The sequence below is a fragment of the Phycisphaeraceae bacterium genome (genome assembly GCA_019636675.1).
In the GTDB taxonomy this organism is placed as follows: Bacteria; Planctomycetota; Phycisphaerae; order Phycisphaerales; family UBA1924; genus JAHBXC01.
The window spans coordinates 153,011-171,477 of the sequence record JAHBXC010000003.1 but is presented as its reverse complement, the minus strand read 5'-3'; the positions used below and the strand labels follow the sequence as shown (position 1 = coordinate 171,477).

Here is an 18,467-nt window from a genome sequence, read left to right as displayed (position 1 = left end):
GACGGGTGAGGGGAGATCTGCCGGCGACTCCAGTCTACCGCCAATCTGCACGATACCATTAAGAATGGTAATGTGCAGAAAAAAGGGTAGAATACCCCGATGAAGCGAATCGCCCAGGATCTGGCCCGCTACCTCGCCGAGGTTCTCGGCGAGCATGTCTCTCTCCGTCCGTGGGAAGGGCATAAGGGGCTGCCGCTCTTTCTTCGCGAGAGGTACGCGTTCTTCGGGGGGCGACTCCACGACACCCCGCTCCTGTTCATGGCGGCGCGAACGCCGGACGAGGAGACGCCCGCCACGATCCGCAAGCACATCGACCAGGCGCGCCAAAGAACCCATGACGAGGTCGTGTATGTGCGCGATGGCGTCACCTCGTACAACCGCAGGCGACTGATCGATCACCGAATCCCGTTCATCGTCCCCGGAAGACAGATGTACCTGCCCCCCCTCGGGCTCGACCTCCGGGAGCGGTTCGACCAGAAGAAGCCCGCGCGGGACGCGATCGGCCCCTCGACACAGGCCGTCCTGATCCACATGCTGCTTCGCGGCTTCGATGATTCTCCGGTGAAGGCCGCTGATCTCAAGCCGCGCCTGGGATACTCGGCGATCACGCTGAGCCGCGCGTTCGACGAGCTTGAGGCCGCAGGGCTCGCCGAATCGAGAAGGATCGATCGATCGAGGGAGTTGACGCTTGTCGCAGACAGACGCTCCATATGGGAGAAGGCGCTGCCGCTCATGCGTAACCCGGCCCTTCGTGTGGAACATGTCAAAGGTGAGATTCACGCGCTCCGTGGGTTCGTTGCGGGCCTCAGCGCGCTGGCTCGTCGCTCCATGCTCGCAGAGCCGAGCAGCCCAGTGGTCGCCGTGAGCCGCGACGACTGGCAATCGTGCATAAAGCAAGGTGCAGTCGAAACGATCCCCATGCGTGAGCCGGGGGCGGTGGATGTTGAGGTATGGAAGTACCCTCCCCACATCCTGAGCGACGGCGATGCCGTCGACCCGCTCTCGTTGTACATCTCACTTCGTGAGGACGCCGACGAGAGGGTGCAGGGGGCGCTCGATGAATTGCTCGGGGGGTTGCCGTGGTGAGAGGTCTCGAGCGATTCCGGGATCACTTCGCCGCGTTCAGGGACCGCTATGTCCTGATCGGTGGCACGGCGTGCGACCTCCTCATGACGGAAGCAGGATTGCCATTCCGAGCCACGCGTGATCTCGACATCGTGCTGTGTGTGGAAGCGCTGGACCGTGAGTTCGCGGAAGCGTTCTGGACGTTCGTGAGAGCAGGGGGCTACGAACAGCGGGAGTCGTCTGCTGGCCAGAAGCAGTTCTACCGATTCCAGAAGCCCCGGGACGGCTCCTACCCGGCCATGCTGGAGTTGTTCTCACGCCAGCCTGATGCGATCGAGGTCTCCGGCGAGAGCGTGCTGACACCGATACCGGTTGACGACGAGGTGTCCAGCCTCTCCGCGATCCTCCTCGACGAAGACTACTACCGCTGGATACATGACGGAAAGATCGAAATCCAGGGCGTAACCCTCGTTCGCGCGGAACACCTGATTCCGCTCAAAGCGAGGGCGTGGCTCGACCTCCGCAGTCGACGAGACGCGGGCGAGCAGGTGGACAGCAGATCGATTGGCAAGCACAAGAGGGATGTATTCAGCCTGATCCAGATCATCGATCCCGCCGCGCTGCGCGATCTCCCGGACCAGGTTCGCACCGACATCAATCGGTTCATTGACGAAGTGAAGGCCGAGCCCCCGGACCTGAAGTCCCTTGGGATCAGGGGGGTCTCATTCGAGCAGTCGATCGACACGCTCAAGGCAGTGTACGGGCTTGCATGAGCGCGTCCCGACGAAGCGCCTTCCTCATGACGCTCCCTCGGGGAACCGCCGCGCCAGCCACTCGCCCCACTCGCGCTGCACGCCCTCCGCGCCCGCCGCGCCCTCCTCCCCGTACAGAAAGAACCGGATCGACACCATCGTCGTCTCGCCCATCGCCATCACGAACAGGTGCGCGATGCCCGGCGCAGGACGGTCCAGACGCAAGAGCAACTCGGGGTTCTCGTCGCCCATGCCCTCCAGCGCCGCCACGATCTGCGGCGACCTCTCTCGAACACTCAGCAACTCCGGGTCGTCGATCACGATCGTCTCGGTCGCGCCAGACAACACCGGCGCTCCCGGCGCAGACGCGAAGCGCTGCGCCTTCTCGTCTATCGTCAGCGCGCTCTTCATCGCGCGCCATGTCTCCGGCGCGCTCGCCTTGCTGAACGCCGACAGCGGGACGATCACGCACCTCTGCCCCGCGAAATGCTCCAGATACAGCCGCAGGATGCGGAAGAACGACGACCAGCCGTACTGGTGACCCTCGAACTCCCCGTCCCAGTCGTCGGTGCTCGCGAACCAGCGATGCACCACGCGCACCACGCACTTCCCCCCGCCGCGCGCCTCGACGATCCACTCCGTCGCGACCTTCCCCGGACCCTCCTCCGTTTCCGCCACGAAGTTCTGCGGCGGGTTCCAAGCAGTGATCGTCGCGACCGAGTCCATCCCGGGGCCGAAACTGCACACGACCTTCCCGCCCTCGCGCTCTTCAACAGTGCTGGGCATGAACCACGACGAGATGCCCTCGCCGCTCGCGATCGCGCGCCACACCTCCTCGGGCGATCCCGGGACCTCGACCTCCGCCTCGACGGAACGCTCGCCGTTCTTTCCCTTCTTCACTGGCATGATGCATCCTCCGGTGCATGGGTTTCATTCAGCGGCAGGGGATGCGCCATCAGCACCACCCGGTGCGACCGCCCCCCCTCCGCGCTCTCATCGTGGTACTTCGCGACGAGGCGATTCACCGCCTCCGTCAGTTCCGCGCTGAACGCGGCACGCTCGCGCGCCGAGCGGAACCTGATCACCGTGTCGACCGACATCGTCGCGAGGTGCTTGCCGGCCTGCTCCGCGCCGCGGATCAGCCCGGCGATCTCGCGCACCGCACGCGCCGCCAGCGCGATCAGATAACTCGCGGCCAGCCGGTCCTTCGCGCGCTCGGCGTCGACCGCCACCGGCCCCAGCGCCGCGGGCGAGACGACATACGACGACGCCGTCGCCACCACCAGGCGCTCGGTCAGACCGCCCCACTGCTTCTTGCTCGCGAGTTCGACCAGCCCGTGCAGTTCCAGACTGCGCAGGTGATAGTTCACCTTCTGGCGCGTCAGCCCGACGCGCTCCGCCAGCATCGCCGCCGAAGCCGGCTCACGCAGTTCCGCGAGCAGCCGGCTCCGCATCGGGTCCAGCGCCACCGCCGCCGCCTCAGGATCATCAATCACGCGCACATCCAGCATGCCCCCAGAATACCATTGACAAATAAACTTGTCAAGACCAATGCCGGTGCCCCGGGGCATCCGCGCAGCGGTGACCCGGGTCTTCTTCCCCCCATCGCCCCCTCTTCCCTCTCCTCCCCTGCTCCCTGCTCCCTACTCCCTTCTCCTCGGCGTAAACACATCCAATCTCGTCCCCCGCCCCTCGATCCTCCCCGCCGGCTTCACGCCCGCGAACCGCTCCAGGGCCCACGCCGGCATCTTCGTCTCGAGCCCCGGTCCGACCCGCGGCCACTTCACCACCACGCGCCTCCCCGCCGCCAGCAGGCCCCACGCCAGCAGTTCGCCCGCGTCCTCGTCCACACCCACGATCTCACGGACCTCGCGCATCTCCTTGGCGCTGAGCCCCTTCTTCCGCTCCGGGTGCATCGGGTCGATGTACACCACATCCGGGAAACCCCCGCCCCGTTCCGCGATCCCCCTCAGCGCCTCGCGCGCGTCCGCTTCCACGAGCGTCACGCGTGCGAGCGTTGGCCCGTCGAACTCCCCCTCGCCCGCCGCCGCCGCGTCGCGCAGCGACTCCAGCATCTCGCGCTGACGCGCCGCCATCTCGGGGTTCCGCTCGTACGCCGTCACCGTCATCCCGCGCTGCGCGAGCAGCAGCGCGTCGCCCAGCAGCCCGGCGGTGCAGTCGAGGACCGTGACGCACCCCGCCCCCACGCCGCACGCGCGAAACAGCGGCTGCGAGGCCCTCACGCGCGTTCGCCCTCGCGACGCTTCCGCCTCGCCGTCAGCGCGCGATCGATCGTCGCGCCCGCGAGACGCGCCATCCGCGCGCTGCGAGCCCCGAACCGGGCCGCGTCGCGCGCCAGCGCCGGCCCGCCACCCTCCACACGCTCCGCGAACAGCGCCATCGCGTAGTCGTACAGCTCGATGTCCAGCGCGTTCATCTCGCGCAGCAGCGCGTCCTGTGCAGGCGTCGTCTCGATCTTCTTCGCCTTCGTCGTCACGTTCGAGGTGATCGAGAACCCCCCGCGCCACCCCAGCGCGCCCAGAAGCATCGCGCACGACTCGTCGTACCGCTCCACCAGCCCGAACATGAACATCGAGCGCAGCCGCTCCTTCGCCGTCTCCAGCATCGCGCGCGTGCACGAACCGATCGGGCGCGTGTCGTTCATCCCCCCCTCGCCCGCCAGGTAGCGCACCTGCGCGTTGTCCACCGACCACACGCGGTCCGCCGGCTCCGTGCGCAAAAACTCCTCCAGAGGCGTGCCCACCGGGATCACCCCGTCCTGCTGCAGGAACGCGTGCACCGAGAGCGCCCGGCGCACCGGCTCGCGAAGCAGCGTCATGTACAGGCACTCGCCCGGCAGACGCTCGTGCACGCCCCAGCCGCAGTGCGCCTCGAAGAAACGCACCCGCGACGCGTCGCGCGGCGCCAGCCGACCGATCGCGTCCAGCCGGTTCTCCAGCCCCGGGACATCGTACAGACCCAGCGTCACGCGCTGACGCAGCAGGTTCGTCGGGGGACGCACCAGCATCCCCATCTTCAGCATCCGGCTGAACGAGGTCCCCGCGTTCTTCGGGATGTGCAGGTGCACGAGAATCTTGCCTCGCGCGCCGTCACCACGCATAGCCGAACCGACGCATCGTCGGCTCCATCACCGGGCGCATCTCCTCCAGCATCGAGTCGCTCAGCGCCTCGCGCCATGTCTCGCGACGACCCGCGTCCGCCTCGCGTCGGATGTACTCCAGCGTCCCGGCGTCGACCTCGAGCCCGGCGTGCTCCAGCACGCGCGTCGCCCACCCCGCCGGGTCCGTCACGACCCGCTCGTACGGCGCGTCCAGCCACCTCGACGGGTCCACACGCTCCCGGAACGCCAGCGTCGGCTCCACCGTGCCAACCCACTGACGCGCCAGACGAACATGCGCAGGATCACGCTTCACCCACTCGCGCCAGCCCGGCGGCCTGGGCCCCCAGAAACTCATGTCCTTCCCCAGCAACTTCCTCCCGATCGTGCGCGCGGCACGCGGCGCGTACGCCGGCCACTCCCAGATCGGCGTGCCCTTCAGGCGCTCAACCACCCACTTGCCCTGCGGCTTGTTCCCCAGCATCTTCATCGTCGACGACACCACCGCGCGACCGTCGCGATAGATGTGCACATACACCGCGTCCGGGAAGATCGCCTCGATGAACTCCAGACGCAGGCAGTTACTGGGCGTCTTCTCCGCGAAGCGCGCACGCCCGCGCTCCGCCGTGTACGACGCGAAGGTCTCCGTGATCTTCCGCGCGATCCGCGCCGAAGCGTCGCGCGCCGTCAGCACGTCGTCCTTCCTATACCCGTGCCCCATCGTCCACACATGACGCGGCTCCTCCCAGAACGCCACGCCAGGGTGCTGCGCGATCACGCCGCCAAGAAAGGTCGTCCCCGAGCGGTGCGCGCCCACGATGATGATCGGCCTGTCCAGACGGGCGCGGCCCGCGCGCTCAGACATCGCTCTCGCCCCGATCGGGCGCCCAGCTCGTCCGATCGCGCAACGCGCGCGCCGGCTCGCCCCCATAGACCTTCCCGCCCTGCAGGTCCTTGAACACGCTCGCTCGCGCGCCGATCACCGCGCCGCGACCCACCGTCACACCGGGGCCGATGAACGCGTCCGCAGCAACCCACACATCGTCCTCGATCGTCACGGGCGGACGCAGCAGCGGCAGGTCCGGACGCCGGTAGTCGTGGCTCCCGGCGCACAGGTGCGCGTACTGGCTCACGCTCACGTTCTTCCCGATCGTCACCGGACCAAGGCAGTACAGGATCACGTGGTCGCCGACGAACGAGTTCTCCCCGATCGTCAGGTTCCAGGGCTGTTCGATCTTCACCGTCGGACGCAGACGCACCCCCGGGCCCAGTCTCGCCCCGAACAGGCGCACCCACCACCAGCGCATGCCATACCAGTTATGGAAGGTCATGCGCATCACGGGCTGCCCCACGACCATCCACAGCACGCGCATCACCTTCTGGCGGAACGAATACGGGCTCACGCGCCGCGCCAGCGGATCGACCGCCCCGCTCGCGCCACCGCCGCCCGTCTCGTGAGGCGCGCCGCTCATCGCAGCTCCCTCTGCTTGAGCGCCTTCGCCGGGTTCCCCGAGTACACCCAGCCCGCCTCCAGCGACTTGTAGGTGCTCGAACGCGCGCCAAGCACGGTCAGCTTCCCGATCTTCACGTTCGGCCCGACAAAGGTGTCGGCGCAGATCCACGCGTCCTCGCCCACCTCGATCGGCAGACGAAGCAGCGGGAACCGCCTGTCCGTGTAGTCGTGCGTCCCGGCGCACAGGTGCGCGTACTGGCTCACGATCGTCCGCGCGCCGATGGTGATGTGCCCCAGCGAGTACAGGATCGCGTGGTCCCCGATCGTCACGTCGTCGCCGATGGTCACATGCCAGGGGATCTCGATGTGCGCGCTCGGGCGGATGCGCACGTCCCGGCCGATCCGCGCTCCGAACAGGCGCAGCAGCGCCGCGCGGAACCCGTACCAGTTGTGGAACGACAGGCGGAACACCGGCTTGCCCGCCACCATCCACACCGCGCGCGCCAGCTTCTCGCGCGTCGTCCACGGGCTGCTCTCCGGCGTCATCTGCCCCAGGTGCGTCCCGGGATCGGGCGTCAGCTGGTGACGCACCCTCGACGCGTCGCGCCGCTCGACCGCCGGCGCGCTCCCCGCCGCGCGCGTCGCCGCGTAATGGTCGCTCGCCTTCCCGCTGGGCGTCGCGTTCGCGCCCTCGGGCACCGCCAGGCCCTGCGTCGCAGCCGCCTCGATCACCGCCGAGTTCACCAGCGCGCCGCGCTGCTTCAACTCCTGCAGTTTCAGCGAGATGAAAAAGTCGTAGGTCGCCAGGAACAGGCAGAACCGAAGCCCGTTGATCCCGTCCAGGAAGCCGGCGCGAAGGAAATACATGTACACGAACCGCCACAGCCCGGCGAAGGGCAGGCGCGGCTGCACGTGATGCTTCAGGAACCGGCGCAGCGCGATCCCGCGCTCCAGCTCCTTCGCCCGGTCCTTCCGCACGCGCACGCGCTCGCGCATCTGCTCGCGCGCCTCCAGCGTCGAGTACCGGTTGTGCTTCGCGATGAAGTGCTCGAGACCCCGCCGGTCCTCGTGGCGCATCAGGTGACGCAGCCGCCTCGTCGAACCGCTCACCACCATGTGCTCGTGCACGTCGCGGTCCTCGTACCACGCGCGACCGTGCTTGAAGAAACGAAGGTTGTAACTCGGGAAATACCCGCAGTGACGGATCGCCTTCCCCATGAAATAGGTCAGCCGGTTCACGTAGAAACCAGACTCACGCACCTCCTCCACCGGCGAACGCGCGATCTCCAGCAACTCCTCGCGCAGCTCCGGCGAGATCGACTCGTCCGCGTCAAGGATGAACACCCAGTCCGACTCGATCGGCAGGTTCTCCAGCGCCCAGTTCTTCTGCTTCGCGTACCCCAGCCAGGGCCTGATCACCACCCGCGCGCCCAGGTCCTCCGCGATCGCACGCGTCCGGTCCGTCGATTCGCTGTCCACCACCCACACCGCGTCCGCCCAGCCAACAACGCTGTTCAGCGCGTGCGCCAGGTTCAGCTCCTCGTTGAAGGTCGGGATCACCACCTCGATGTTCGCGCGCGTCCGCACGCCCCCCGACGCGCCGGGCGACTCCCCGGTCGCCAGCGAGGGCGACGCGTCCGAAACCCCGGGCGCACCCGGGCCGTTCTGGGAAACAAGGTCGCTCACGCCGACACGCCCTCCGCCGGGGAACGCGCGCCCGTCGTCTCCGACAGCACGCGCTCGAACTCGGGCATCGTCCGAAGGTCGCAGTACGCGCCGTCGAACGCCGCACGCGCCTTCGCACGCAGACCGGCGTGCAACGACGCGTCACGCATCATCCCCCGCAACGACTCCACCACGCGATCGACCTCTCCGATGCGAACGCTCACGCCGCACCCGAAGCGACGGATCGCGTCGTCCACATTGCTCTTCTCGGGGCCGATATAGATCACGGGGAGGCGCATCGCCAGGTTCGAGTGAAGCTTGCTCGGGCTCATCACGCCCAGCGCCTCGTCGCGCAGGGTGATCAACGCGCAGCCGGCGCTCGCCATCAGCGCCGGGGTCTGCTCCTTCGCAACATACCCGTGCACCACCACGTTGGAAAGCCCGCGAGCCCTCGCCCCCTCCTCGATCTCCTTCAGACGCGACCCCCCGCCCACGAACAGGAAGGTCACCGGCTCGTCCCGCATCGCCGCCGCCGCGTCCAGCGCCGTGTCAAACTCGTGCCCGTACCCGGTGTTCCCGAGGTACAACGCCACGAACCGCCCACGCAGCCCCAGACGCTCCACGCCCTCCCACTCTTCCCCGGGCGCGCGATCCGGGAAGAACGACGCCTTCTCCCAGTTCGGGATCACCTCCACCGGCAGCGCACGCCCCCCGCGCGACGGGTCCGGACCGTACTGGCTCATCAGCAGCTCCACCATCGCCGTGTCCAGGCACACCAGCCGGTCCAGACGACGGAAAAGGCGCCGGTTCATCCAGCGCATCGCCCGGCTCGCCAGCCCGCCACGCCGCATCACCCCCAGACGCTCCGCCGCGTCCGGGTAGCAGTCCATGTTCCAGAGCACCACCTTCGTCCCGGGGTGCAGCCACGAGTGCGCCACCCCAGCCCACGCGATGTACGGCGGCGTCGTCAGCGACACCACCACGTCCTGCCTCGGCAGCGTCAGCAGCGTCCACAACGCGCCCAGATAGAACACCGCGTAGTCCGCGCAACGCTTCACGATCGTCGCCTTCCCGAACTGCGGCGTCCAGATCCGACGCACGCTCGGGTTCCCGTCCACCTGCGCCCGCGCGTCCGCCCTCGACGCCGGCACATACCCGCCCCGGCTCGCCACCACCGTCACCGAGTGCCCGCGCGACGACAGATGCTCCGCCAGCGACGCAGAAAGGTGCGCCGTCGGGCTGACATCGGGCGTGTAGAACTGATTGATGATCGTGATGCGCATGGTCGAATCAGTAGGGCATCCACCCGTACCCGAACGACTCGTAGGGCGGCGGTTTCAACGCGCTCACGATCGACGACAGCACCGTGTGGAACGAAGGACCGATCAGGAACACGAACGCCACCGACAGGACACCCAGATACACCCACCGACCCGTCTCGCGGTCGGTCATCGCCAGATACACCAGCGAACCCACCAGCCCCAGCGACGCCAGACCCGCCACGAGGTTCAGCCACCGCGCCATCTTGAAATACTCGTGACGAGCCGCCCGGAACTCCGCGTTGATCCGCGCCAGCTCGCTCGTCACCTCCGGCGTCTGCGGCGGCATGGGCATCTGCGGCGCCCGCGACATGCCCGACATCCGGCGCTCGCTCTGCTCCCTCAGAAACTCCTCGAGGTTCTCGTTGAACAGGCGCATGTCCCGCTCATACACCGCGCGCTCCGCGTCGTACGCCGCTCGGCGCGCCTCGTAGCTGCCCAGGAACGCCTCCATCCCCGCCTCCGCACGCGCGTGGTCGGACGACAGCCGCACCTCGTTCAACTCGATCACCTTGCCACGCACCGTGTAGGTGCACGCGACCAGGATCAGAAAGCACACAAGCGCGATCGTCTTGGGGATCTTCAGCGAGCGTTGGTCCACGGCGTTGTCTCCGAATGGGACGGGGCGATCAGGCGCGCTGCAGCGACGCCACGCCCTCGACCATCTCCTCGACGATCCGGTCGAGCGAGTAGGTCCAATCCCACTTGGGATAATGCTGCTTGAACTTCCGCATGTCGCTGTAATAGCAGATGTGGTCGCCGATGCGGTTCGTCTCGCTGTAGGTCAGCTTCGGACGCTTGCCCGACGCCTGCGCGATCATCTCCACGCACTCCAGCAGCGACGCCGCGTTGTCCTTGCCCCCGCCCAGGTTGTACACCTCGCCCGGGCGCGGGTTCTGCGCGAAGTGCCAGAACGCGTTGATCACGTCGTACGAGTGGATCTGGTCGCGCACCTGCTTGCCCTTGTACCCGAAGATCGTGTAGTCGCCCTCGCGCAGCGCCACCATCACCAGGTAGTTCAAAAAGCCGTGCAGCTCCACGCCGCTGTGGCTCGGGCCCGTCAGGCACCCGCCGCGGAACACGCCGGTCTTCAGCCGGATCGAGTCGTACCGCCCGTACTCCTGCGCCATGATGTCGCCCGCCAGCTTGCTCGCGCCGAAGAGCGAGTGCGTGCAGCGGTCGATCTGGAAGTCCTCCGCGATGCCGTGCTCGTAGCGCGCGTCGTCGTAGTCCCAGCGCGTCTCGAGCTCCTTCATCTTGATGAAGTTCGGCGCGTCGCCGTAGATCTTGTTCGTGCTGACCTGGATGAACACCGCCTCGGGCGCGTGCCGGCGCGTCGCCTCGAGCATGTTCAGCGTGCCGGTCGCGTTGGTGTCGAAGTCCTCGTAGGGCATCGCCGCCGCCAGGTCGTGGCTGGGCTGCGCCGCCGCGTGGATGATCAGCTCGGGCTTGACCTTCGAGATCAGCGCCTCGATCCCCTCGCGGTTGCGGATGTCCATCTCGTGGTGCGTGAACCGCTTGCACACCTTCTTCAGACGGTCGCGGTTCCAGGAGGTGTCCCCCTTGGGCCCGAAGAACGCCTTGCGCATGTTGCTGTCCACGCCGTGGACGTCGAAGTTCATCGCGTCGAAGAAGGTGACCGCTTCGGAGCCGATCAGACCGCTGGAGCCGGTGACGAGAACACGCATCGTGGGGACCTCTTGGCTATGCCGCCCCGGAGCGCCGGGGGGCGTGAAAACTGACCAGTCGCGGGCGGGCTTATCGGCCATCCGCGACCCTCGATCCAGCCCCGCGAGCGCCCGTGCCCCGACACGAGACCCAAGGGAGCCGCAATCGTAGACCCCCCCATCCGCGACCGGGCCCGAACGCGTGTGTGCGTCGCGTAAACCCTTTCGACGACGAACGACGCGCCCGCCGGCGTCGTACGCCCCCGGGCGATCCCAAGTTCTTCCCCCGGCGCGCTTCACCGGCGCCCCCGACGGGCCGATCGCTATAGTCCCGCCCCTTTTTCCCGGACCGGTCGGACCACGCCCCGGCAGGGGCCACGACCCTCCAACCCCCCATGGTGGGAGCCCGCACCGTGTCGCTCGTCAAACGAATCCTGGTCACCGGCGGCGCCGGCTTCCTCGGCTCCCACCTCTGCGACCGACTCGTCGCGCAGGGACACGACGTCATCTGCCTCGACAACTTCTTCACCAGCCAGAAATCCAACATCGAGCACCTGCTGGGCAGGACCAACTTCGAACTCATCCGCCACGACGTCGTCAACCCCGTCTGGCTCGAGGTCGACGAGATCTACAACATGGCCTGCCCCGCCGCACCGGGCCACTACCAGTACAACCCCATCAAGACCATGAAGACCTCCGTCATGGGCGCCATCAACATGCTCGGCCTCGCCAAGCGTTGCCGCGCCAAGGTCCTCCAGGCCTCCACCAGCGAGGTCTACGGCGACCCGGAAGTCCACCCACAGCCCGAATCCTACAAGGGCTCGGTCAACACCCTGGGCCCGCGCGCCTGCTACGACGAGGGCAAACGCGCCGCCGAAACGCTCTTCATGGACTACCACCGGATGCACCGCGTCAACATGCGCATCATCCGCATCTTCAACACCTACGGCCCGCGCATGCACCCCTACGACGGACGCGTCGTCTCCAACTTCATCCGCCAGGCACTCAAGGGCGAGGACATCACCATCTACGGCGACGGGTCCCAGACCCGATCCTTCTGCTACTGCGACGACCTCGTCGAGGGCATCATCCGCATGATGAACGGGCCCGACGAGTTCGTCGGACCCGTCAACCTCGGCAACCCCGGCGAGTTCACCATCCTCCAGCTCGCCGAGCTGGTCAAGGAACTCACCGGCGCGCGCTCCAGCATCGTCTTCCGACCCGCCGTCGCTGACGACCCGATGCAGCGCCAGCCCCAGATCGACCTCGCGAAAAAGTGGCTGGGCGGCTGGGAGCCAACCGTCCAGCTCCGTGAAGGTCTCGCGAAGACCATCGCCTGGTTCAAGTCCATTGATATGACCAAGTACCGCGCGCCCACCCCGAACTACTGACCGGGCCCGCTCGTAACGCCGTTCCCGCCGGCCAACACACCCGCCGGCCTAGCCAACAGGAAGATCATCGATGCGTCTCACCATGGTCGGCACCGGATACGTCGGGCTCGTCACCGGCACCTGCTTCTCCAACACCGGCAACCACGTCACCTGCCTCGACGTCGATCCCTCCAAGATCGACACCCTCAACTCCGGCGGCTGCCCCATCTACGAGCCCGGCCTCACCGACCTCATCGAGCGCAACGTCGACGCCGGACGGCTCACCTTCACCACCGACAAGGCCAAGGCGTACAAAGACGCCGACATGATCTTCATCTGCGTCGGAACCCCCTCCGACGAGAGCGGCCACGCAGACCTCAAGTATGTCTTCGGCGCCGCCGACGACATCGCCGACGTCATCAAGTCCCTCGGCAAAACCCAGAAGCCCAAGACCGTCGTCGTCAAGTCCACCGTCCCCGTCGGCACCACCCTCGCCGTCAAGGCGCGCATCATCGAGCGCATCGGCAAGGAATACCCCTTCAACGTCGCCAACAACCCCGAGTTCCTCAAAGAAGGCGCCGCGATCAACGACTTCAACAAGCCCGACCGCGTCGTCTGCGGCGTCGAGAACGAGCACACCGCCGACGCCATGCGCGCCCTCTACGAGCCCTTCGTCCGCCAGGGACACCCCATCTTCATCATGGACATCCTCTCCAGCGAGATGGTCAAGTACGCCAGCAACGCCATGCTCGCCACCAAGATCTCCTTCGTCAACGAGATCTCCAACCTCTGCGAGCACTACGGCGCCGACATCAAGCGCGTCCGCGAGGGCATGTGCGCCGACAAGCGCATCGGAAACCAGTTCCTCTACCCCGGCGTCGGCTACGGCGGCTCCTGCTTCCCCAAGGACGTCCTCGCCTGCATCTCCATGGGCGATCGCGCCAACCACCCCACCACGCTGCTCAAGGCCGTCCACGACGTCAACCAGCAGCAGCGCCGCGAGTTCTTCAAGAAGATCGAGAAGCACTTCGCGAGCAAGGGCGGACTCAAGGGCAAAACCGTCGCCTTCTGGGGCATCGCCTTCAAGCCCGAAACCGACGACATCCGCGAGGCCCCCGCACTCACACTCATGCAGAACGTCCTCGACGCCGGCGGCAACGTCGTCGCCTACGACCCCGTCGCCATGGACAACTGCCGCAAGGAAATGGGCGACTCCATCAACCTCGTCGACCACATGGACGACGCCCTCCGCGGCGCCGACGCGCTCGTCATCTCCACCGACTGGGATTCCTTCAAATCCCCTGACTTCGAGACCGTCCGCGAACTCATGCGCGAACCCGTCATCTTCGACGGCCGAAACCTCTACCGCCGCGAAGCCATGAAGACCGCCGGCTTCACCTACTACTCCGTCGGACGACCCCCCGTCGTCAACGGCAAAGACGCGTAAGAAGAAGGCACGAGGCACAAGGCATCAGGCACGAGCCAAACGGGCGAGAGAGATCGCCCGTTTTTTCATGCTCTTCTCCACTCCTTCTCGGTGCCCCGGGGCATTCCTGACCCGGGCTACCCCGCCTCGCACACACAACAACCACACGCACTTACAATTGCACCAATCCTGGCCCTCTTCCCTCGTGCCTCTCGCCTCATCACCCGTGCCTTTCGCATGCACCCAATCAACCTCCACAACGCCTTCGCAACCTTCACCGACCACTGGTCCCCGCGCATCGCCGCCGAACTCAACGGGCAGATGGTCAAACTCGTGAAGTTCGAGGGCGAGTTCGTCTTCCACCACCACGACCACGAAGACGAACTCTTCCTCGTCGTCAAGGGCACGATGCGCATGGACTTCACCGACCGCTCCGAACTCGTGCGCGAGGGCGAGATGATCGTCGTCCCCCGAGGCGTCGAGCACCGCCCCGCCAGCGTCGACGGCGAGTGCCACGTCCTCCTCTTCGAGCCCGCCACCACCCTCAACACCGGCAACGCCGCCACCGACCCGCGCACGCGCGCCGACCTCGAACGCTTGTAACACGCTCCGGTTTGTCTTCATTCCTGCCCCCTCTCCTGTTCGGCGCAGCCGAATGGGAGAGGGCTGGGGTGAGGGCTACCCAACCTCCGGGCTTCCCTCCCCAACCTCTGCCTCCTCTGCGCTTCTTCTTCTTCTTCTTCTTCGGCGCCACCACACGAAGTGTGGTGCTCACCGCCTCCCGGCTTCGCTCCTCTTCTCTGACTCGCTCTTCGAAACTGAGAAAAGAAGAAGGGGCAAACACCGCACGAAGCGCAGTGTCTCCTCCTTCTCCCCCCTGCTCCCCACTCCCTCTTCCCCACTCCCTTCCCCTACAACACCTTCAGATAGATCGTCGCCGCCGACACCACCAGCAGCATCCCCGCCAGCGCAACCGGCCCGAAAAGCCACGCGACGCGCACCGGCGCTGGCCACGCGCGCAGCGACTCTCTCGAGGGTTGCGCGCACGCCGCCAGCCAGATCACGCCGCACAGCACCGGGGGCTCGACATAGCGCTGCCACGCCTGCGAGTTCGCCATCTGCGCCGCGCACCAGCACGCGCCCGCCACCAGCAGGATCGTCGCGCAGCGCGCCCGCGCATCGCCCCGCGCCGCCGCCGCTCTCCACAGCAGCAGCAACACCAGCGCGCCGACCGGCGCCAGCGCGACGAACACCACCGAACGATCCCCCACGCTCGGCGCGCGCCGGACGACCTCCCACAGCCACCCGAACTTGCGCCCGGCGTCCGCGTCCCACGCCGTCGACGGCGCGAGCGCGGCGAACAGCCCCAGCGCAACCGTCCCGAGCACGATCGGGTCGCGCGCACGCAGCGCCTTCGCCTGCTCCCACGCCGCCGGCACGAACGCCGCGCCGAAGATCCCAGCGAGCGAGAGCGCCAGCGCCGGGACCGACAGCGACACACCGCTCGCGTGCTTCTCCACGAACGAAGGCGGGATCAGCCCGCCCCACATCCACGCGAACCACCCCAGCAGCGCCAGCGGCGCCAGGCACGCGAACGCGCCGACGACCAGACGCGCCGCCGCGTCGCGCTTCGACGCCTCTGCGCGCGGCACGAGCCCGACGCGATCCGCCATCGGGCGCACGAACCCGATCCACCCCGTCGCGCCGGCCCCGGCGCACGCCGCGACGAACAGCGGCGCGATCGTCCAGATATGGATCTGTCGCGTCGCCACCGCCAGCGTCGCGCCCAGCCCGCCGATCGCCAGTTTCGACGCCAGCCCGCCCCCGAACGCGGCGCACCCGACCGCGATCGCGACCATCCCCAGCGCCGCGTTGTCGGTCGTCATCCACGACGCCGCCGCGAGCACATACGACGACGCGACCAGAGGCAGGCACAGCGCCACGCCGCGCTTCCAGCCCGCCAGCGCCGACGCGAACCACGCCGCCGCCCCGACGAACACCACGCTCAGCGCCAGCGTCACGCCCCGAAGCCCCTCGTCACTCACGCCGGCGCGGCTCGCCCCCGCCAGCAGCAGGTGATACCCCGGCGCCGTCGCCGAGTTGTAATCGCGGATGTTCACCCCCGGCCACTGCGCAGCCATCGCCCGCACCACGGGCAGGTGATAGTCGTTCGCGTCGTACGCCTCGCCCGTCGTGTACCGCCGCACCCCGTCGTCGCCGGGAGCGCCCAGGTCCTGCCCGAACAGGATCACCGGCCCCGCCAGGAGCGCAAGAATCGCCCCCACGACCAGCGCGCCCACCAGCCGATTCGTGTGATTCTTCCTCGTGTTCACGGGCGCCCTTCCTGCATGCCGAACGCGATCCGGCCGATTTCGTAGCATATCGGCCTGCCGACACCCCGCCTTCCACCGGATCCCCCCCGCACCAGCCCTCACGCGTGACGACCACCACAACGCATCACGACGACGAAGGCGCCTCCGCGGCGCGACAGCGACCGCTCTGGCGCAGTCTCCTCAAGCTCGCGCGCCCCAAGCAGTGGGCCAAGAGCGTCTTCGTCCTCATCGGGCCCTTCTACGGCCTGCGCGACCTCGCCGCCCAGGGCTACTCCCTGCGCGACATCGCGATCCCCGCCTTCACCGCCGCCGTCCTCTTCGCCCTCGCCAGCAGCGCGTGCTATGTCGTCAACGACATCGCCGACCGCGACGCCGACCGCCTCCACCCGCGCAAGCGCAGCCGGCCCATCGCCAGCGGCGCCGTGCGCGTCCCCGTCGCACGCGTCTTCGCGGCCTGCCTGCTCGTCCTCGCCTTCGGCGGGCTCGTCCTGCTCCCATCCCCCGCCAGGCCCTGGGTCGCCCTCTTCCTCACGCTCTATGTCGGCAATGTCTTCGCCTACTCGGCGCGCATGAAGCACATCGTCATCGCCGACGTCATGAGTCTCGCGATGGGCTTCGTCCTGCGCGTGATGGGCGGGTGCGCCGCCGTCGGCATCGCGCCCTCCATCTGGCTCCTCAACGTCACGCTCTTCCTCGCGATGTTCCTCGCCTTCGGCAAGCGCCTGGGCGAACGACGAACGCTCGCCTCCTCTCGCGGCGCCTCGCCGATCATCTCCGGCGACGCCAGCGCCCATCGACCCGTGCAATCCGTCTACACCGACGATCTCCTGCGCATGATGGTCGTGGTCACCGGCGTCGCAACCCTGATGGGCTACGCCGCCTACGCGCAGGCGAAAGAAGCCGACCACCACGGCCAGTTCCCCTGGCTGTGGATCACCATGCTCCCGGCCACCTATTGCCTGCTGCGCTGCATCGTGCTCCTCGAACGAGGCGAGCACGACGACCCCACCGAGCTCGCCACGAAGGACCTTCCCTTCCAGGTGAGCGCCGGGGCCTTCGCGGTGATCACCGCGTCGTGGTTCTGGTTTCTGGGGAACGACCCCGGCGCGGCCGCGGCTCTGCTGACCCGCTGACCCGCGACGCGATCAGGCGGCCGAGTTCGGGTCGTTGTCGCCGCGGAACTCGCTGAGCTTGTAGCTCGCCTCGACATCGCCCGCCAGCGCGTCCAGCGCGCTCTGCATGCGATCGAGCGTCTTGTCGATCGACTGCGCCAACTCGTGATGATTCATCACCCGAGGGTCGGGGCGCGAGAGCACCTCGCGCACGCCGCCGGGGAATCGCAGGGCCCGCGGCTCGCTCTCACTCGTCGCGGAACGCTTCGCGCGGGCCGGCCTTGGATCGTTGATGTACCTGAGGTTGACCATGGGTTCGATCCCCCTTTCCTTCCAGTTCCTGGAAGGTGGGATCGGCCCGACTCGCCCGCCGCTTCAGCCCCATTCGGTGCAAAGGGTCCACTATCGGACCGTGCCGCGCTCTACCCGGCGCCAACCGCGCACCCCGTCACCCTCTATCAGGGGTCCGGCGTCGTTCCCGGGCGTCGCGACGCGCCGCCCAAGCGGCGCTCCGTCCCGTCGAGCAGGCGCCGGATGTTCTCGCGATGGCGCACCACCACCAGCAGCGCCATCGCCAGGCCCACCGTCCAATACGGCCACGCGCGCGCCGCGGCCTCGAACGCGCCGATCGTCTCGCCGCGCGACGCCAGCATCGCCCCCGCCGCCACGAAGGGCGCCAGGCACAACGCCGCGACGATCGACGACAGACTCACGTACCTCGTCACCCTCGCGCACGCGATCCACACGACCAGCGCGCCCAGCGCCGGGAGCGTGATCTGGGGGAACACCCCCAGCATCGCGCCGAAGCCCGTCGCGACGCCCTTGCCACCCTTGAAGCGCAGCCACACCGGGAACACATGCCCCACGATCGTCGCCGCCGCCAGCGCCAGATGCGTGAACGCCTGCGCCGTCGTCGGGAAGCGGTTCGCCGCGACGCCCAGCCACAGCCCCAGCAGCAGCGTGGGCAGCAGGCCCTTCAGCACGTCGAGCGCGAAGCACAGCGAACCGACTTTCTTCCCCAGCACGCGCATCGCGTTGGTCGCGCCGATGTTCCCCGACCCGTGCGCGCGGATGTCCACGCCCCTGGCGAACCCCAGCAGCAGCCCGAAGGGGATCGACCCCGCGAGGTAGGCGAGCAGCAGCGCGACGAGAAAGGCGGCGGTGTCGCTCATCGCGATCGGCGCGTC

General features: G+C 67.7%; 19 protein-coding genes. 6 read left to right on the top strand and 13 right to left on the bottom strand.

Features of this window, described 5'->3' with window-relative positions; translation table 11 throughout:
* The first annotated feature begins 99 nt into the window (after nucleotides 1–99).
* Both KF684_11025 and KF684_11020 read left to right on the top strand, forming a co-directional pair.
* A complete protein-coding gene (locus KF684_11025; GenBank protein ID MBX3353452.1) occupies nucleotides 100–1,086 on the top strand; it encodes a hypothetical protein in 987 nt (328 codons plus the stop codon).
* Nucleotides 1,083–1,838: a nucleotidyl transferase AbiEii/AbiGii toxin family protein gene (locus KF684_11020; protein MBX3353451.1), complete on the top strand. Its 756-nt coding sequence runs from the start codon at nucleotides 1,083–1,085 to the stop codon at nucleotides 1,836–1,838. Before KF684_11025 ends, KF684_11020 begins: the two co-directional genes overlap by 4 nt.
* 24 nt (nucleotides 1,839–1,862) lie before the next feature.
* On the opposite strand, the gene KF684_11015 is transcribed toward KF684_11020, so the two are convergent.
* The 10 genes from KF684_11015 to KF684_10970 all read right to left on the bottom strand — a co-directional run bounded on the left by KF684_11015 (nucleotide 1,863) and on the right by KF684_10970 (nucleotide 11,060).
* The gene (locus tag KF684_11015; GenBank protein MBX3353450.1) at nucleotides 1,863–2,723 is read right to left on the bottom strand and encodes an SRPBCC domain-containing protein; all 861 of its coding nucleotides are present in this window, start codon (nucleotides 2,721–2,723) and stop codon (nucleotides 1,863–1,865) included.
* Complete coding sequence (locus KF684_11010) at nucleotides 2,714–3,328, bottom strand: helix-turn-helix transcriptional regulator (protein ID MBX3353449.1); 615 nt, start codon at nucleotides 3,326–3,328, stop codon at nucleotides 2,714–2,716. Before KF684_11010 ends, KF684_11015 begins: the two co-directional genes overlap by 10 nt.
* A 132-nt stretch (nucleotides 3,329–3,460) precedes the next feature.
* Nucleotides 3,461–4,060 (bottom strand): class I SAM-dependent methyltransferase, encoded by a 600-nt coding sequence (locus KF684_11005; GenBank protein ID MBX3353448.1) that lies wholly within the window; start codon nucleotides 4,058–4,060, stop codon nucleotides 3,461–3,463.
* A complete protein-coding gene (locus tag KF684_11000) occupies nucleotides 4,057–4,938 on the bottom strand; it encodes a hypothetical protein (protein MBX3353447.1) in 882 nt (293 codons plus the stop codon). The genes KF684_11005 and KF684_11000 overlap by 4 nt, the downstream gene beginning before the upstream one ends.
* Nucleotides 4,928–5,800: a sulfotransferase gene (locus KF684_10995; protein ID MBX3353446.1), complete on the bottom strand. Its 873-nt coding sequence runs from the start codon at nucleotides 5,798–5,800 to the stop codon at nucleotides 4,928–4,930. Before KF684_10995 ends, KF684_11000 begins: the two co-directional genes overlap by 11 nt.
* Nucleotides 5,793–6,407 carry a WcaF family extracellular polysaccharide biosynthesis acetyltransferase gene (locus KF684_10990; GenBank protein ID MBX3353445.1) on the bottom strand — a complete coding sequence of 205 codons (615 nt, stop codon included), beginning with the start codon at nucleotides 6,405–6,407 and terminating at the stop codon, nucleotides 5,793–5,795. Before KF684_10990 ends, KF684_10995 begins: the two co-directional genes overlap by 8 nt.
* The gene (locus tag KF684_10985) at nucleotides 6,404–8,074 is read right to left on the bottom strand and encodes a WcaF family extracellular polysaccharide biosynthesis acetyltransferase (GenBank protein ID MBX3353444.1); all 1,671 of its coding nucleotides are present in this window, start codon (nucleotides 8,072–8,074) and stop codon (nucleotides 6,404–6,406) included. Before KF684_10985 ends, KF684_10990 begins: the two co-directional genes overlap by 4 nt.
* Nucleotides 8,071–9,336, bottom strand: a complete 1,266-nt coding sequence (locus KF684_10980; protein ID MBX3353443.1) for a glycosyltransferase family 4 protein — start codon at nucleotides 9,334–9,336, stop codon at nucleotides 8,071–8,073. Before KF684_10980 ends, KF684_10985 begins: the two co-directional genes overlap by 4 nt.
* A 7-nt stretch (nucleotides 9,337–9,343) precedes the next feature.
* Nucleotides 9,344–9,973, bottom strand: coding sequence for a hypothetical protein (locus tag KF684_10975; protein ID MBX3353442.1), 630 nt, complete (start codon nucleotides 9,971–9,973; stop codon nucleotides 9,344–9,346).
* A 28-nt stretch (nucleotides 9,974–10,001) separates the two neighbouring features.
* Nucleotides 10,002–11,060 (bottom strand): NAD-dependent epimerase/dehydratase family protein, encoded by a 1,059-nt coding sequence (locus KF684_10970; GenBank protein ID MBX3353441.1) that lies wholly within the window; start codon nucleotides 11,058–11,060, stop codon nucleotides 10,002–10,004.
* A gap of 374 nt (nucleotides 11,061–11,434) precedes the next feature.
* On the opposite strand from KF684_10970, the gene KF684_10965 reads away from it, so the two are divergent.
* From KF684_10965 to KF684_10955, 3 genes are all read left to right on the top strand, one after another.
* On the top strand, nucleotides 11,435–12,430 hold the full coding sequence (locus tag KF684_10965; GenBank protein MBX3353440.1) for an SDR family oxidoreductase: 996 nt from the start codon (nucleotides 11,435–11,437) through the stop codon (nucleotides 12,428–12,430).
* 70 nt (nucleotides 12,431–12,500) lie between these two features.
* Nucleotides 12,501–13,856, top strand: a complete 1,356-nt coding sequence (locus tag KF684_10960) for a UDP-glucose/GDP-mannose dehydrogenase family protein (protein MBX3353439.1) — start codon at nucleotides 12,501–12,503, stop codon at nucleotides 13,854–13,856.
* A 216-nt stretch (nucleotides 13,857–14,072) separates the two neighbouring features.
* Nucleotides 14,073–14,438, top strand: a complete 366-nt coding sequence (locus tag KF684_10955; protein ID MBX3353438.1) for a cupin domain-containing protein — start codon at nucleotides 14,073–14,075, stop codon at nucleotides 14,436–14,438.
* 308 nt (nucleotides 14,439–14,746) lie between these two features.
* Here KF684_10955 and KF684_10950 read toward each other — a convergent pair whose 3' ends face one another.
* Nucleotides 14,747–16,168 carry a hypothetical protein gene (locus KF684_10950; GenBank protein ID MBX3353437.1) on the bottom strand — a complete coding sequence of 474 codons (1,422 nt, stop codon included), beginning with the start codon at nucleotides 16,166–16,168 and terminating at the stop codon, nucleotides 14,747–14,749.
* 104 nt (nucleotides 16,169–16,272) lie between these two features.
* Between KF684_10950 and KF684_10945 the strand changes: the two genes are divergently transcribed.
* A complete protein-coding gene (locus tag KF684_10945; protein ID MBX3353436.1) occupies nucleotides 16,273–17,301 on the top strand; it encodes a UbiA family prenyltransferase in 1,029 nt (342 codons plus the stop codon).
* Between the two features lie 12 nt (nucleotides 17,302–17,313).
* Here the strand turns inward: KF684_10945 and KF684_10940 are convergent, their stop codons facing one another.
* Both KF684_10940 and plsY read right to left on the bottom strand, forming a co-directional pair.
* The gene (locus KF684_10940; GenBank protein ID MBX3353435.1) at nucleotides 17,314–17,592 is read right to left on the bottom strand and encodes a hypothetical protein; all 279 of its coding nucleotides are present in this window, start codon (nucleotides 17,590–17,592) and stop codon (nucleotides 17,314–17,316) included.
* A 146-nt stretch (nucleotides 17,593–17,738) separates the two neighbouring features.
* On the bottom strand, nucleotides 17,739–18,452 hold the full coding sequence (plsY, locus tag KF684_10935; protein ID MBX3353434.1) for a glycerol-3-phosphate 1-O-acyltransferase PlsY: 714 nt from the start codon (nucleotides 18,450–18,452) through the stop codon (nucleotides 17,739–17,741).
* Between the last annotated feature and the right edge of the window lie 15 nt (nucleotides 18,453–18,467).

Coding starts and splice junctions, on each gene's coding strand:
- KF684_11025 (MBX3353452.1), top strand. CDS start 100: ATGAAGCGAATCGCCCAGGATCTGGCCCGCTACCTCGCCGAGGTTCTC.
- KF684_11015 (MBX3353450.1), bottom strand. CDS start 2,723: ATGCCAGTGAAGAAGGGAAAGAACGGCGAGCGTTCCGTCGAGGCGGAG.
- KF684_11010 (MBX3353449.1), bottom strand. CDS start 3,328: ATGCTGGATGTGCGCGTGATTGATGATCCTGAGGCGGCGGCGGTGGCG.
- KF684_11000 (MBX3353447.1), bottom strand. CDS start 4,938: ATGCGTGGTGACGGCGCGCGAGGCAAGATTCTCGTGCACCTGCACATC.
- KF684_10995 (MBX3353446.1), bottom strand. CDS start 5,800: ATGTCTGAGCGCGCGGGCCGCGCCCGTCTGGACAGGCCGATCATCATC.
- KF684_10990 (MBX3353445.1), bottom strand. CDS start 6,407: ATGAGCGGCGCGCCTCACGAGACGGGCGGCGGTGGCGCGAGCGGGGCG.
- KF684_10980 (MBX3353443.1), bottom strand. CDS start 9,336: ATGCGCATCACGATCATCAATCAGTTCTACACGCCCGATGTCAGCCCG.
- KF684_10970 (MBX3353441.1), bottom strand. CDS start 11,060: ATGCGTGTTCTCGTCACCGGCTCCAGCGGTCTGATCGGCTCCGAAGCG.
- KF684_10965 (MBX3353440.1), top strand. CDS start 11,435: ATGGTGGGAGCCCGCACCGTGTCGCTCGTCAAACGAATCCTGGTCACC.
- KF684_10960 (MBX3353439.1), top strand. CDS start 12,501: ATGCGTCTCACCATGGTCGGCACCGGATACGTCGGGCTCGTCACCGGC.
- KF684_10955 (MBX3353438.1), top strand. CDS start 14,073: ATGCACCCAATCAACCTCCACAACGCCTTCGCAACCTTCACCGACCAC.
- KF684_10940 (MBX3353435.1), bottom strand. CDS start 17,592: ATGGTCAACCTCAGGTACATCAACGATCCAAGGCCGGCCCGCGCGAAG.
- plsY (MBX3353434.1), bottom strand. CDS start 18,452: ATGAGCGACACCGCCGCCTTTCTCGTCGCGCTGCTGCTCGCCTACCTC.